This window comes from Rhizobium sp. 10N414, assembly GCF_056394785.1.
The window spans coordinates 120,737-136,369 of the sequence record NZ_JBFTIN010000004.1 but is presented as its reverse complement, the minus strand read 5'-3'; the positions used below and the strand labels follow the sequence as shown (position 1 = coordinate 136,369).

At 59.9% G+C, this 15,633-nt stretch carries 11 protein-coding genes; 6 read left to right on the top strand and 5 right to left on the bottom strand.

Going from position 1 to position 15,633, the window contains the following annotated elements; translation table 11 throughout:
- Positions 1-63 precede the first annotated feature (63 nt).
- From copC to AC1DE4_RS06760, 3 genes are all read left to right on the top strand, one after another.
- Positions 64-432, top strand: a complete 369-nt coding sequence (gene copC / locus AC1DE4_RS06770) for a copper homeostasis periplasmic binding protein CopC (protein WP_477880666.1) — start codon at positions 64-66, stop codon at positions 430-432.
- A complete protein-coding gene (copD, locus tag AC1DE4_RS06765) occupies positions 429-1,307 on the top strand; it encodes a copper homeostasis membrane protein CopD (protein WP_477880664.1) in 879 nt (292 codons plus the stop codon). Before copC ends, copD begins: the two co-directional genes overlap by 4 nt.
- 115 nt (positions 1,308-1,422) lie before the next feature.
- Entirely contained in the window at positions 1,423-2,025 is a 603-nt protein-coding gene (locus tag AC1DE4_RS06760) for a HupE/UreJ family protein (protein ID WP_477880662.1), read from the top strand.
- Between the two features lie 36 nt (positions 2,026-2,061).
- Here AC1DE4_RS06760 and AC1DE4_RS06755 read toward each other — a convergent pair whose 3' ends face one another.
- Both AC1DE4_RS06755 and AC1DE4_RS06750 read right to left on the bottom strand, forming a co-directional pair.
- On the bottom strand, positions 2,062-2,847 hold the full coding sequence (locus AC1DE4_RS06755; RefSeq protein ID WP_477880660.1) for an SDR family NAD(P)-dependent oxidoreductase: 786 nt from the start codon (positions 2,845-2,847) through the stop codon (positions 2,062-2,064).
- A gap of 25 nt (positions 2,848-2,872) precedes the next feature.
- Entirely contained in the window at positions 2,873-3,550 is a 678-nt protein-coding gene (locus AC1DE4_RS06750; protein ID WP_477880658.1) for a FadR/GntR family transcriptional regulator, read from the bottom strand.
- 125 nt (positions 3,551-3,675) lie between these two features.
- Here AC1DE4_RS06750 and uxuA point away from each other — a divergent pair, with 125 nt between their 5' ends.
- Entirely contained in the window at positions 3,676-4,878 is a 1,203-nt protein-coding gene (uxuA, locus tag AC1DE4_RS06745; RefSeq protein ID WP_477880656.1) for a mannonate dehydratase, read from the top strand.
- Between the two features lie 384 nt (positions 4,879-5,262).
- Here the strand turns inward: uxuA and AC1DE4_RS06740 are convergent, their stop codons facing one another.
- Both AC1DE4_RS06740 and AC1DE4_RS06735 read right to left on the bottom strand, forming a co-directional pair.
- Positions 5,263-6,054: a phytanoyl-CoA dioxygenase family protein gene (locus tag AC1DE4_RS06740; protein WP_477880775.1), complete on the bottom strand. Its 792-nt coding sequence runs from the start codon at positions 6,052-6,054 to the stop codon at positions 5,263-5,265.
- Between the two features lie 353 nt (positions 6,055-6,407).
- The gene (locus tag AC1DE4_RS06735) at positions 6,408-6,812 is read right to left on the bottom strand and encodes a response regulator (RefSeq protein WP_477880654.1); all 405 of its coding nucleotides are present in this window, start codon (positions 6,810-6,812) and stop codon (positions 6,408-6,410) included.
- Positions 6,813-7,159: 347 nt separating this feature from the next.
- On the opposite strand from AC1DE4_RS06735, the gene AC1DE4_RS06730 reads away from it, so the two are divergent.
- Together AC1DE4_RS06730 and pbpC are read left to right on the top strand one after the other, a co-directional pair.
- Positions 7,160-12,637, top strand: a complete 5,478-nt coding sequence (locus AC1DE4_RS06730; protein WP_477880652.1) for an MG2 domain-containing protein — start codon at positions 7,160-7,162, stop codon at positions 12,635-12,637.
- The gene (pbpC, locus tag AC1DE4_RS06725) at positions 12,634-14,715 is read left to right on the top strand and encodes a penicillin-binding protein 1C (RefSeq protein ID WP_477880650.1); all 2,082 of its coding nucleotides are present in this window, start codon (positions 12,634-12,636) and stop codon (positions 14,713-14,715) included. The genes AC1DE4_RS06730 and pbpC overlap by 4 nt, the downstream gene beginning before the upstream one ends.
- 90 nt (positions 14,716-14,805) lie before the next feature.
- Here the strand turns inward: pbpC and AC1DE4_RS06720 are convergent, their stop codons facing one another.
- A complete protein-coding gene (locus AC1DE4_RS06720; RefSeq protein WP_477880648.1) occupies positions 14,806-15,156 on the bottom strand; it encodes a VanZ family protein in 351 nt (116 codons plus the stop codon).
- Between the last annotated feature and the right edge of the window lie 477 nt (positions 15,157-15,633).

The following is a 15,633-nucleotide window of genomic DNA, read 5'->3' as shown; positions in this document are numbered from 1 at the left end:
AGCGACCACCAGGCTCGCATGCGCTAACGCATCAGAACCGTGACCAGAATATGAGATAGAAACATGCCTAAACATTCACGCTTTGCCGCACTGTCGGCGATTGCACTCGTCGTATTTGCCGGGCAGGCTTTTGCACATGGTCATCTGACCAAGAGCGTGCCCGCCGACAAGGCAACGGTCGCAGTCTCTCCCGACGAGCTCGACCTGCACTTTTCCGAAGAGCTGGATCTTAAATTCTCCGGCGCGAAAATCATCGGCCCGGACAAGGCTTCGGTGAAGACCGGTGACGCCATGCTGACGGATGAAGGAAAGACCTTGATGGTTCCTCTTCCGGAAAAGCTCGATCCCGGCGCCTATGAAGTGGAATGGCACGTTCTTTCGACAGACGGCCATAAGACCACGGGCGCATACGGCTTCACGGTCAAGCCGTGACACCAGACGCCGCGCTTGTCCTGTGCCGCTTCCTGTTTTATGGTTCCGCCATATTTTTGTGGGGCGCATCAGCCTACATCTGCTGGATTGCGCCAGCAGATGTGGCGGCACAGGTGAGCCGACGGCTCCGTCATTGCTTTGCCCTTTCAACGCTTCTGATTATCGGCACGACCACCTCCCTGCTCCCGCTGCGAGCGGCTGCGATCGGCGAGGGCTGGGCCGACGCGTTTGCGCCGCAAATGCTATCCTCCGTCCTTACAGGGACCAGTGTCGGGCAGGCCTGGATTGCCCAGGCTTGCGCCGCCGGTCTTTTGATCGTCTCTTGCCTGGTAACGGGCCGTTTCAGACACGGTGCCCGCGCGATGAGCGCCGGGTTGCTGCTCGTCAGCCTCACGCTCAGTGGCCATGCCGCGATGCACAGTGGATGGTTACGCATGATGCATCGCCTCAACGACGGTGTTCATCTCCTGTCGGGTGGGGCTTGGCTCGGCGCTTTGGTCCCCATCGTCGTCACCCTGCCGTTGTTGAGAGACAGCCGATGCCAGAAGGACGCACGGACGGCGTTGATGCGGTTTTCAACCGCGGGTCATGTTGCCGTGGCACTCGTCATCACGACCGGCGTCATCAATACAGCACTGATTGTCGGATCCGTTCCACTGGACTGGCAGCTCGAGTATCAGCTTCTGCTCAGCATCAAGATCCTCATCGTGTTCGCGCTGATCGCGCTTGCGATAGGCAATCGTTACCTTCTTGTTCCAAGGCTTGCTCGCAACCCGTCGCTCGAGCCCCTCAAGTGGGCGACTGGCGCCGAAATAGTCCTGGGTCTTGCCGTGCTTGGCCTTGTCGCCGTGTTTGGCATGCTGCAGCCGACTTGAACGGCTCGACGTTGAAACGACCTACGTCAAATGACGGTGTCGCTGATTTTTTTGCTTTATCCCCCTGATCCAGCGTGCCATTTTCTGGACAACTTGGACAAAGTAGGGGCCTCCCATGTTTTCAAAGATTTCCAGATTTAACGCCGCGCTCGCGGTTTGCGTCCTTGCTCCATCGCTCGCCTTCGCCCACACCGGCGTTGGCCAAACAGTTGGGTTCGCCCACGGCTTCACCCATCCCGTCTCCGGGCTCGATCACGTTCTCGCGATGATCCTCGTCGGCGTTCTCGCCTGGCAGCTCGGCGGCCGTGCGCTGTGGCTGGTGCCGACCACCTTTGTCTCGGTCATGGCGATCGGCGGCGCACTCGGCATGATGGGAATTTCCGTTCCATTTGTCGAAGCCGGAATTGCTTTTTCCGTGATCGTCCTTGGTGCCGTCATCGCGCTGGGTATCCGCGCTCCCCTCGCCATCGCAGCCGGTGTCGTCGGCCTTTTTGCTATCTTTCACGGACATGCGCACGGTTCCGAAATGCCCGCGGCTGCCGCCGGCATTGCCTATGCAGCGGGCTTCATGCTGGCAACCTCAGTGCTTCACATTGCCGGCATCATCATTGGCTACCTGATCGGCAAGATCAGCGAGCAGCAAGGAGCAATCGTCATGCGTTCGGCTGGCGGCATTGCCGCACTCGCGGGCATCGGGCTGTTTACCGGTCTCATCTAACAAAGCGCCTGCCCGGTCAAAGGCCGGGCATGGCCCTCAGCGCACCCCGATACCGGCCGTCAGGCCTCCATCGATACGGTGATCCGATCCGGTAATGAACGCAGCCTTGTCCGACGCCAGGAAGGCCGCGAGTGCGGCCACCTCTTCGGGTTCGGCAATGCGACCAAGCGGATGCGCCTTTCCGAAACGCCGAAACACGGCATCGATATCGGCATCCTCTCCTTCGAATGTTCGCGCCGCCAGCTCCAGGATAGGTGTGCGCACCGAACCGGGGCTGATCGACACGACGCGTATATTGTCTGCCGCAAAGTCGATCGCCATCGCCCGCGTCAATGCGTGGATCGCCCCTTTCGAAGCGACATAGGCAGAAACACCGGGTTGGCACGCAAAGCCTTGCACACTTGAAATATTGATGATCACGCCACCGCCGCGCTTGCGCATCTCGGGCACGCCATGCTCGGCTGTCAGATGGATCGAGCCGACATTCACCGCCATGCAGCGCATGAACGTCTCGAAGGGTGTGTCGGTGGCGTTGCCGTATGGGTGCACCGCCGCCGAATTGACGATGATATCCACGCCACCAAACGCTGCGACAGATTCGGCAAAGGCATCAGCCACGCTTGCCGGGACGGAAACATCCGTTCGGATAACGCGCAGGGCCAGACCGTCCTCCACACCGATCTCCGCAAGCTTGGTGTTCGCCTTTTCATCGATGCCAAGGCAGGCAACGGCCGCGCCCTCGCGCGCCAGATGCAATGCGATCGCGCGTCCGATTCCCGTTGTCCCAGTAACGATTGCGATCTTGCCGGCATATTCTCCCATCAGCCTCTCCCACTGTTCGGCATGCTCATTCAACAATGAACTCAAGACCGGCACTGAGGTGACGATCCATGTGATAGACAAAGGCAATCCGGTCGCGATCGCGAAGGGCCTGAAGGATGTCGCGATGCTCGGCTGCAACCGCCTCCAAAGTCAGTCGATGCGATTTTCCGGCGAGCATCAATCGCTGTATGACAGGCTTCAGCATTCCATAGGTTTCCGACAATGTGCGGTTGCCGGCAGCATCAACAAGCAGGCGGTGAAACTCGAAATCGAGCTCGGAGGCACGCTCGGCGTCCTCCGCTATCAGGATGGCTGCGTTGGCTGCTTCCATCTCGGCAAGAGCCTCTCCCGTCAGACGGTCAGCAAGCAGATCGAACAGGTTCATTTCCGTCAGTCGCCGATAGCCCTGGATATCGCGGAAGGCATCGACCGAAATCTCCATGGCAAAGGAAAAGAGATCGCGCATGGCATTTTGATGCTGGTCAGTCAGCACGGCGCCGACCTTCTGCCTGGATTCGGCGACTCCGTACGCCTTCAACGTACGGAAGGCTTCGCGCACCGTATTTCGGCTGGAATCGAACATCGCGGCCAGCTCGACTTCGCTCGGCAGGACGTCGCCCACACCGAGCCCCCGCTCGCGGATGAGACCGCGGATTTGTCGGACGACATCATCTACCGCCGAGGCGCGATTGCTGAACTGCACAGTGAAAAGCTCCGTTCTCCGGAAAATCTATTATGTTGGCCTTATTTTGGCAATCGTCGCTTTTGGCTTGCGAAGATCAAATAAAGTGCGCTTAATTGTCCAACATATTAGGGAGGTCGTCTGTAATGCTGGAAAGTTGGCGCTGGTTCGGACCCCAGGATCCTGTCACATTGTCCCATGCCCGTCAGGCCGGCGCGCACGGCATCGTAACCGCGCTCCACCATATCTATGACGGCCGGGTCTGGACGCCAGATGACGTTGCCGAACGCATGGCCCTGGTAAGAAATGCCGGTATGGTCTGGTCGGTATGCGAGTCGATCCCTGTCAATTCGGCGATCAAACTGCGAAACGCAAACTGGCGTCGTTATGTCGATGCGTGGAAGCAGAGTCTGGCCAATCTCGGCAAAGGCGGCGTGCCTGTGGTCTGCTACAATTTCATGCCCGTCGTGGACTGGACGCGCACCAACCTGCTCTACCCGACGCCCGTTGGCGGCCTGGCGCTTCGCTTCGACATGATCGATTTCATCGCCTACGACGTCTTTGTCTTGAAGCGTACTGCGGCCGAAGAGAGCTACAACGCTCCGCTCGTTGAAGCGGCGCGCCAGCGATTGGCAGGCATGAGCGAGGAGGATGTGGATACCCTCGAGAGGAATGTTATTGCCGGCCTTCCAGGCGGCGAGGACAGCCACACGCGGGAAACCATCCGCGGGCATATCGCGGCATTCGACGAGCTCTCGGACGACGACATGCGCAGCAATCTCGTCGAGTTTCTAAAAGAGGTCGTGCCGGTAGCCGTCGAAAACAATGTACGTCTTGCAATTCACCCGGACGACCCGCCCTTCTCGCTGTTCGGATTGCCGCGTGTCGTCTCGAAGTCGGAAGATATCGAGACCATCCTTGCAGCGGTCGATCATGCTGCCAACGGCATAACCCTCTGTGCCGGATCCTACGCCTCGCGCCACGGCAACGACGTCGTCGGCATGGCGAGCCGCTTTGCCGAGCGCATCCATTTCGCGCACCTGCGAAATGTCAGCAAGGAAGCGGACGGCTCATTCATCGAGTCCGAGCACCTCGGCGGCGACGTCAACATGGTCTTGCTGATCTCGGCGCTACGTCGGGAGGAGCGCCGCCGGGCCGCGTCCGGAAGGGCAGACAGCGTCATTCCGATGCGCCCCGACCATGGCCATCTGCTGATCGACGATCAGACCAAGAAGGTCAATCCAGGCTATTCCTGCATCGGCCGGCTCAAGGGATTGGCGGAACTCAGAGGCGTAATCGCAGCGGTGGATCAGTTGGAGCACTGGACGGAGAACCATCTCGATATTTGACAACTCAACGGACGGTCCCACTTTTTTCAAAAATGCGGATGAGCTCAGCGTATGCGAAAGTTGGGTCTACCCGCAAGCGAAGAAAGCCGCCGCCTCACCCCTGGGTCAGACGGTGGCGGCGGCACCAACAACGCTATTTCGCAAATTTCTTTGGCCTAACCAAGTGACGAAGCAGTATGGCGGAGTTGGAGACGCAGACCATAGGTGTCGCCATTTGGGAGTTTTTTTCTCATATCGGGTGCGTTATCCAGCGTCTGAAGTACCGCGCAGCACGTGCTTCAGCTCTGGATAGCCCGCCAATCCGCAGTCGCTGAACAGACGCAGACTATCTAAACGCCAGGTCCAAGTGCCGACATCTTCAGCCCGCCGAAATGCGCGGGCAGGCTAATCGATAAAACGTACTGCCAGCATCAGCCGGTCACCTCGTGTCGGAGGAGAGGCTCTGTGATAGCACGACGTATCTTGCACGAAGCCGGTACCAGCTGGACCCTCGATCGTTGTTTCGTTTTCTCTGCCAAACTGCTTGTAGACGGCCTCCTGGCTCGCGCGTGCCGAACCGAACAGCATCCGCAAGGGCTTCGACTTGTGTGAGCGCTTCATCATCACGTGAGCTCCGGAATATCGATCCGTATCAGTGATGTAGAAACTTGCGTAAACGAAATTGTAGCCGGCCACATCATAGTGATAGTCGATCACGCCATGCTTCAGACTTCTGCGTTCCTCATCTGTCATCGACGATCCGAAGCTCCAGTCGAGGATAGTGGTGATCTTTCGTGGCTCGTGCCCGAGATACTTGCGAACGATCGAACGCAGGACAGGGTCATTGATAATCTTTTGGACTGCAGGGCATCGGGCAGGGTCGGGCACGCCTCCAATCGGCATCGGTCGGCCGTCGGCGGCGATTCCATTCGAAACGTCAGAATAATGGAATGTTGGGCCCTTGGGATCGTAGATCGCGTGCAGGGGCTCTGTCAGCGCGAAGGCCTTTATCTCGTCGATAATGTGGGCTGGGAGATTAAGACCCACAAACACTGCCTCGTCGCGGATGCTCTGCACTATGTCGGATACGTCTGCGCTCGGAAAGAGTGTAGGCATGTGCCATTTGCCGGCGCTGCTTCCGGCGCGCTGAAAGAAGCTGATGATACCTCGACCGGAACTGTATGCCACGCGTACCATCCTGAACCTGCCAAGAATATACGCGACATTCTGCTTACGCACCTTACCCGTAACAGCCCTCAAATTCATTTCATGCCTCCGCCCCGTATGGCTAGTTTGGAAATCAGCCCACGACAAAAATAAATGATGATTAGCTTGCTAGTCATTTGCCTAAGATAGGGCGATTGGTCGCAAAAGTAGTAGATTCGCTTCAACATTCGGACGTATACAACGTACGCGCGATAGAATCCGGTAGAGCTCAAGTTTTGAGCTTTCTGCGTCTCAGACTGCGAACCCCGACCCATCGGCGTGGACCAAATGTGGAAGTATTCCTCTGACAGGGCGTCTCCGGGGGTTTAAATTACGGGCGACGCTTACAGGGCGCGGCGCGCATCGAGCGCATGGCGCAGGGAGTTCTGCACGATCGATGGCGTTGCCGGCTTGCTGACGACACCCAGCGCTCCGTGAACACGGCCAACGACCGCCGCGGGGTTGCTGGTCAGGAAGACGACCGTTACGCCAAATTCATCGACGAGCCGTTGACCAATCTCTGGGCCAGTCGCGCCATCGGCCAAGTTGACGTCGACAAAGGCAATGTCGGCCTGTGCGGCTAGTGAGAAAGCCTGCCTTCTGTCGGTTGCGACACCGACGACATCGAGCCCCATTTCCCTGACTGTTGTTTCAAGATCCAGCGCAACGAGATAGTCATCTTCAACGATCAAGACGCTTTCACAGATGGCGCCACCGGTCCGCCGTTGTGTTTCGACATCGCCGTCCATGATTGCCCCTTGCTTCTGCTTGTTTTGCAACACTGGTTACGCGCAACTGCATGTTGGCGAGCGGATAACGGCATTGAGGACAATATGTTCCGCCCTGAGGCGGATTCGTTCGCCAATAGATCGCTGTTAACGCTAATAAGCCGTTAAAGACAAATGTGAGGAGCAATCAGAGGTGGCCCATGGGAAACACATGGCGGCTCAGATGGCGAGCCCGCGAAATGGTATCCCTTAGCTGATCTCGGGCACCCTTGCGCCGTTCCCCAACAACACTTCGGTCGAGTTGACAATGGGTTGTGGAGTGCCGAGAGTGCACCCTGGATCAGCGCCAGTCACCTTGGGGGGGACCTATGTCTGTACGCGCGTTTTTCGCCTTCACCGCCGTTGCTCTTGCGTCTCTTACCGCAAGCCTTCCCGCATTCGCGGCAGACACAAAACGCGAAATCCAGACAATCCAGGACGCCGATTACTTCGGCTTCGATCTGCGGACCGAACAGAACCTTACGCTGGATCAATGCAAGACATCCTGCATCGGTGACAAGTCCTGCAGGGCCTTCACCTATAATCCGAAGGTGAAGTGGTGCTTCCTGAAGTCCGACTTCAAGACGATGAACGCCTTCCCGGGCGCTATCGCCGGTAAGATCGTCGAGACTGCCGCTGCAAAGCCGGAGCCGGATATCGGGGCCGCCCCCCGGCTCGGCTTTCTCTCCGGAGATGCGATCCAGCAGGCGCGCGATAACAAGGCCAATCTCGAAGTGGCCGACGACCAGCAGGACCAGAGCGCCGACAGCCTGATCGCCAACGGCCGTCTCGACCTGACAGCAGGCAATGTCATTGATGCCGTGAAATCCTTCCGAAGTGCGCTCGCACTTTCCCCCGACAATGCCGATCTTTGGCTGGAAACGGCGCGCGCCGGTGACAGCTTTACTAAGACCGACGACAACGATGGCAGCGAGATCTACGGACAGGCTGTGCTGGACGCGGTCAATGGCTATGAGTTGACACGAACAGCTTCGGCCCGTGCCGAGGCACTCTCCGTGCTTGCCGCCGCGCTCGACAAGAACACCAACTATCGCGCCGCACTCAATGCCTACAAGGCAAGCCTGGCACTCGTGAACTCGAAGGAGGTCCAGGCGGCCTTCCTGCAGCTGAAATCGACGCAAGGATTTCGCATTACCGAGCATACTGTCGATGCCGACAGTGCAAATCCCCGTATCTGCGCGACATTCTCCGAAACCCTGGTCAAGACGCAGGACTATACGCCCTTCGTGACGCTCAACGGTGCAGCCCCCAAGGCGCTCGAGACCAAGGACAAGCAGGTCTGCATCGAGGGGCTGACCCACGGTGAAAACTACAAGATCACGTTCCGCACCGGCCTGCCCTCTTCGGTCGACGAGGTCCTCGAGGCCCCCGTCAGCCTCGATATCTACGTCAAGGACCGCACAGCCAGCGTACGCTTCACTGGCGACAGCTTCGTTCTGCCGTCGACGGSCCGCCGCGGGATCCCGATCGTTTCCGTCAACATGCCTTCCGCCAGTCTGAAGCTCTATCGTATCGGCGATCGCGGCATCGCTCCGCTTTTGACGAGCTCGCAATTTCTGACGCAGCTCGACGGATACAGCGCACAGCGCATCGAAGACGAGAGCGGCGAACTTGTCTGGCAAGGCTCGATCGAGATGACCAACGACCTCAACAAGGATGTCGTCACCAGCTTCCCGGTGGATGAGGCGCTGCCCGAGCGCAAGCCTGGCGTCTATGTTCTGACGGCAACGGCGCCAAACGCCCCGGACCAGGATTGGAATGCGCAGGCGACGCAATGGTTCGTGGTTTCCGATATCGGCATCACGACATACGCGGGTACCGATGGCCTCAACGTCTTCACCCGCTCGCTCGCCTCGGCAAAGCCGATTGCCGGCGTTGAGCTCCAGCTCCTGGCGAAGAACAATGAAGTCCTCGGCACTGCAACGACCGATGAGAACGGTCGGGCGACGTTCACTGCCGGCCTGATGCGTGCGACGGCTGCCTTGACACCGGCTGTCATCACCGCCAGGAAAGGTGGCGCCGACTATGTCTTCCTCGACATGACGCGCGCGGGCTTTGATCTCTCCGATCGCGGCGTCACCGGGCGTGCTTCTCCCGGTGCCATCGATGTCTTGAGCTGGACGGAGCGCGGCATCTACCGCGCTGGCGAGACGGTGCACGCCGCTGCCCTTGCTCGCGATACCGATGGCAAGGCCATCGAGAGCCTGCCGCTGACCTTCATCTTTCTGCGCCCCGACGGTGTCGAGGACCGCCGGATCGTCAGCCAGACCAGCAATGTTGGCGGCTATGCGATCGACCTCCCCGTTCAGGAAAATGCCATGCGCGGCACCTGGACGATGAACATTCACACAGACCCAAAAGGCTCACCGATCGCGACAAAAACCTTCCTGGTCGACGACTTCGTGCCGGATCGTACCGACATGGAGATCAAGACCGAGGCCAAGGTGATCGGTCCGGAGACGTCAGCGACGATCAACATATCAGGCAAGTATCTCTATGGCGCACCGGCAGCAGGGCTGTCGCTCGAAGGCGATGTCGTGATCAAGCCGACCCGCGAGGCGGAGGCCTTCCCGGGCTATTTCTTTGGGCTTGCCGACGAGGAAGCCAGCGAAGAGACGCGCCAGACCATAGAAGGCCTGCCCGACCTCGACGAAAATGGGGAAGGGATTACCGAGCTGACTGTCGGCGATCTGCCGGCAACGACGCAGCTTCTGAACGCTACGGTCTATATCCGCATGCAGGAAGCCGGTGGCCGCGCCATCGAGCGCTCGCTCGTGCTTCCCGTCAAGAACCAAAGCCCGATGATCGGCATCAAGCCGGAATTCTCCGGCGACCTTGGCGAGAATTCGATCGCGAACTTCACCATTATCGGCGTTGATGCAGACGGGGCGAAGCAGGCGATGAGCGGCCTGCGCTGGAAACTCTACAAGCTGAACCGCGACTATCAGTGGTATCGCGATGGCACGGCCTGGAAATACGAGCCGATCTACACCGCCGAGCAGGTTGCCAACGGCAATGTCGATGCGTCCCTGGACGGCGCGAAGATATCGTCTCACGTCGCCTGGGGGCGCTACCGCCTCGAGGTCGAAAGCACGCAGACCGACGGCCCCGCTTCGAGCGTGGAATTCGATGCGGGATGGTTCGTCCAAGCAACGTCGACGGAGACGCCTGACGGGCTTGAGATCGCGCTCGACAAGGAGAGCTACAGGATCGGCGAGACGGCGAAGCTGAAGGTCTCATCGCGCTACGCAGGCGAATTGATGATCGCGGCCGGTACGGAAACCCTCGTGGCCATCCAGAACGCATCCATTGGCGAGAACGGTGGCGAAGTCGATATTCCCGTCACTTCAAATTGGGGGGCTGGCGCCTATGTCACCGCGACATTGTTCCGCCCCGGCGATGCTCACGACAGCCACATGCCGATGCGCGCGATCGGCGTGAAATGGCTGAAGGTCGATCCGTCGGAGCGAGCATTGCAGGTAGCGATCGATGCGCCGGAAAAGATGCTGCCGCGCGCACCGCTGCCGATCACCCTTGCCGTTGCCGGCGCGGGCGCCAACGAGGACGCCTATGTGACGGTTGCGGCTGTTGATGTCGGCATTCTCAATCTGACCCGCTACGAGCCACCAAACCCTGAAGACTGGTATTTCGGCCAGCGTCAGCTCGGTCTCGAAATTCGAGACCTTTACGGACGGCTTATCGACGGTTCGCTCGGCGCGACCGGCAAGCTGAGAACCGGCGGCGACGGAGGCGCTGTGGCACTTCAGGGAAGCCCGCCGACGCAAAAGCTTGTTGCCTTCTTCTCTGGTCCGGTGAAGCTGGATGCCCAAGGCAAGGCCAATGTCAGCTTCGACATTCCCCAGTTTAACGGTACTGCCCGCGTGATGGCGGTCGCCTGGTCGAAAGCCGGCCTTGGCCATGCGACGAAGGACGTCATCATTCGTGACCCTGTCGTGGTGACGGCGAGCCTGCCGGGCTTCCTCGCCCCCGGAGATACCTCCGAGCTTCGGCTCGATATCGCCAATACGGACGCGCCGGCAGGCGACTTCAAGCTGACCGTTGCTGGCAACGATGCCGTGCGCATTGGCGAGGCGTCACAGACTGTTCATCTCGAGGCCGGCGCCAGATCAGCCGTGACACTCGCTGTTACCGGTACGCAACCGGGCCATGGCAGCGTTTCGATCAATCTCGCTGACGCGGCCGGCCTGTCGCTGGATCAGACGGTTGACGTTCCTGTTCGACCAGCTGTTCTGCCGTTGACCGAACGCCGCGTTCTGGCGCTCAATCCGGCAACCAGGCTGACGGTCGACAAGGCATTGCTGGCAGACAGCGTTCTACAAGGCGCCTCCGTCAGCGTCAGCGTCACGCGTTCGGCCGCCTTCGACATACCGGCTCTGCTGATGTCGCTCGACCGTTACCCGTTCGGCTGCGCCGAGCAGACGACCAGCCGTGCCCTGCCGCTGCTCTATCTGAGCGAGCTTGCCCATGAGGCCGGTCTGGAGGATGATGCCGACGTCAAGAAGCGCGTTCAGGACGCGATCTACCGCGTGCTTTCCTATCAGGCGTCCGCCGGAAGCTTCGGCCTTTGGGGACCTGACAGCGGCGACCTCTGGCTCGATTCCTATGTCACCGATTTCCTGACCCGCGCACGCGAGCAGAAATACGACGTCCCGGATCGTGCATTCGCGCAAGCTCTGGAGAACCTTCAGAACGCGCTGAGCTATGATGTCAATGTCAAGGATCAGGGCGACCAGATTGCCTATGCGCTCTACGTTCTCGCCCGCAACAAGAAGGCAGCGATCAGCGACCTTCGCTATTATGCCGACACGATGATCAATGACTTCCCGACGCCGCTCGCCAAGGCTCATATCGCGGCAGGACTGGCGCTTTATGGCGATGCGACGCGCTCGAAGAACGTCTTTGTCGACGCATTGCAGATGTCTGAACAGTCCATGGTGACGCGCGTCAATCTTTCAAGAACGGATTACGGCTCGATCCTGCGCGATGGTGCCGCAATCCTTGCTCTTGCCGCCGAAAGCCGTCCGGTCCCGCCGGTGGTTTCGGAATTGGCCAAAGCTGTCGCCAAGGAATGGAACCGCAGCAAATACACGAGCACCCAGGAACAGGCCTGGATGCTGCTTGCCGCGCGCGCAATTCAGGGCGGTGATGACTCTATCAAGATCGACGTCAACGGCGCGCAGCACAATGGCGCCTACATGGCGAAGATGACCGGGGATGCCTTGATGGGCAATGCGCTCACGCTCACCAACCAGACCGGCGAGCCTGTCTCGGCGGTAGTGACGACATTTGCTGCCCCTGTCGTGCCGCCGCCCGCGGGCGGTGACGGCTTTGCCATCGAGCGCACCTACTACACGATGGATGGCGAGCAGGCGAATGTGACCGAAACCAAGCAGAACGAGCGCTATGTCGTTGTGCTGCACATCACGGAAAGCAACAACTGGCCGTCGCGGATCGTCGTGACGGACCTGCTTCCGGCCGGCTTCCAGATCGACAATCCGAACCTGGTCGACAGCGCGCAACTGACGAACTTCGACTGGATCGGCGAGGTGACGGCGGCCCACACCGAATTCCGCAATGACCGCTTCGTGGCCGCGTTCAATCGGTCGGCGGACGACAATCGCGAAATCAATGTCGCCTATGTCGTGCGCGCCGTGACCCCCGGCATCTACGATCATCCGGCCGCCGTCGTCGAGGACATGTATCGACCGCAGCTCTCCGCACGCACCGCGACTGGCAAGATGGAGGTCACCGCAGCGTCGAAATGAGACTTGCAAGGAAGCTCGCGATCGGAAGCGCTGCCGGGATCATCCTTGCCGGCGCAGGGTTGGTCTTGCTTGACATCGCCGACCGGGCCTATCCGCCGCCGCTCGACAAGGCGGAAACGGTCTCCGCGGAAGTGGTCGATGCGGATGGTCAGTTGCTGCGTGCCTTTGCAACGCCTGAAGGCCTCTGGCGTCTGAAAACCACAGCCGCCGATGTCGATCCACAATTCCTCAAGATGCTGATCGCCTACGAGGACCGGCGTTTTTACAGCCATGCCGGTGTCGATCTTCAGGCAATGGCACGTGCCGCCCTGCAGTTCGTTACCAATGGCCGCATCGTCTCCGGTGCATCGACGCTGTCGATGCAGGTCGCCCGGCTGATCGAGCCGCGTCAGGGCCGCTCGCTGTCGGCAAAGCTCCTGCAGATGGCACGCGCCATCCAGATCGAGCGGCGGCTATCCAAGGCGCAGATCCTCGATCTCTATCTGACGCATGCACCCTATGGCGGCAATCTCGAGGGTGTGCGGGCGGCGAGCCTCGCCTATTTTGGCAAGGAGCCGCGGCGGCTGACGGTCGCGGAAGCCGCTCTCCTCGTCGCGCTGCCACAGCTGCCGGAAAAGCGTCGGCCGGACCGCAACCTCGCGACGGCCGAGGTGGCGCGCAAACGGGTGCTCGAGCGTGTCGCTGTCGGCGAGGCTGTCGGCGAGGGTGAGGCGGCGCGTGCCGAAATCGTGCCGGTGCCGTCTCAACGCATGCAGCTTCCGGCGCTTGCAGCGCATGTTGCCGAAGCGGCACGTCGCAAGGATCCGAAAGCACGGCAATACGACACGACCCTGAAGAAACAGGTGCAAGCAGGATTGGAGGCCGTTGCCCGTGCCTCCGCCTTGAAACTGGGTCCGAAGCTGTCAATTGCCATGGTCATGGCCGATGCACAAACGGGCGACATTCTCGGCGAGGTTGGCTCGGCCGACTACTTCGAGGCCAGCCGTTCAGGCTGGATCGACATGGCGCGCGCCAACCGTTCGCCGGGCTCGACGCTGAAGCCATTCATCTATGGCCTCGCATTCGAAGAAGGCCTTGTCAGCCAGGAGACGATCATCGAGGACCGCCCTGCCGATTTCTTCGGCTACCGGCCGCGGAATTTCGATATGAGCTATCAGGGCGACGTCACGGTGCGCGAGGCGCTGCAGTTGTCGCTGAACGTCCCGGCGGTCAAGTTGCTTGATGCCGTCAATCCGGCCAAGCTGCTGATCCGTTTTCGCCGCGCCGAAGTGCGCCCCCTGCTGCCCCCGAACGAAACACCCGGGCTGGCAATCGGTCTCGGCGGCCTCGGCATCACGCTGAAGGATCTGGTCCAGCTCTACACTGCGCTTGCCAATCGCGGCCAGCCGGTCCGCATCGGCGATGGCGTCAACGACCGCCCTGGCAAGATCGATGGCGAGGGAATGCTTGATCCGGTGGCCGTCTGGAATGTTGCCGATATCCTCTCGGGCGTCATTCCACCAGCCGGCGCTCCGAAACGCGGGATCGCCTACAAGACCGGCACCAGCTACGGCTATCGCGATGCCTGGTCCGTCGGCTACGATGGCCGCTATGTCCTCGGCGTCTGGGTTGGGCGCCCTGACAATGGCGCTGTCCCGGGATTGACGGGTTACGGCACTGCCGCGCCGATCCTCTTTGAAGGTTTCGCAAAGTCAGGGATTGCGACGACGCCCCTCCCGCGCCCGCCCTTGGGAGCAATACGGATCGCCCAACCAGAACTGCCGATCAGCCAGCGTCGCTTTGCCATCAATCCAAGCGGCCTGTTGGCGACCTCCGGCCGTGAACCGGCGCCGCAGATCGTCTATCCACCGGAGGGCGCACATGTCGACCTTGGGGCGAAGAGCGGCGATCTCTCGCCGTTGATGCTGAAGCTGCAGGGCGGACGCGCGCCCTTCCGCTGGCTGGCCAACGGCAAGCCATTGCCCGATATTTCCCGGCGCCGCACCAATCAGTGGATCCCGGACGGCGGCGGCTACTCAAAGCTCACGGTGATCGACGCCATGGGCCGGGCCGCAAGCGTCGGCGTCTTCGTCGATTGATCGTCTGCAGCGATCAGTCATATTTTCTCCAGGTATGCCGGATCCAGCGTGGTTCGCCGAACAATCTGGTGACCATCGCGATTCGTGAGACTAGTCCGCGCGCGGCCGGAGGACCCAGTTTGCCGCAAACCCCAGGCCCACGCCAATCGCTGCACCGACAGCCTTTACAGCAGCGTCCTCAAGCCGCGCATGCCGGGTTGGTGAAAGATACTGCAGGAACTCTATTGCCGCCGCTCCGAATATGACCAGGACAGCGCAAACCCAAAAACGGCGGGGATAGGCTACGACGAACAGGAAAGCCATTGTCGTGAAGGCAAGCGCCCGGTCATCGCGCACGGACATGACGTYGTGCGGTCGCAGACCGATCGGCGAAACAGTCACAAACAGGATGGCGGCAAGCGATAACCAAGCGGCGATCTTCAGGAGTCGGTCGAGAAGCATGTACTCAGGATAGCGAAGTGCTCCGGCTGTATCCAGTCGGGTTGGTGGGCTAAACCATGCATTTCATTGCACCAACAGGTGTTTTTGCCAACTGGATGGAGAATTCCGGCTTCGAGCATGGCGGCGCCACGGGAGATGTTCTCTTTGTTTCAATATTACTACATCTGAATGTACAACTTTTGAGCGATAAAATCGGCCAATTTGGGAAGTAGCGCGTTCCACCCCACACGTTCAGAATTGCAGGTGTCTACAAATGGGGATTGTCGATGGCTGAGGAATATAGTCTCCGTACTGAAGACTCAGGTTGGTCTATCATCGATCGGGCGACGCACGAGCCAGCGCGCCTGGACGGTATCCCACTGTCTGCGATGGATGCCGAGGAAGCCAAGCACATGTTGGCCATTCTCAGAGGCATTGATCGCGTGCGGACAGCTTCAAAAAGAGCGGCATCATCCGCGAACAAGAAACGCGCCAATA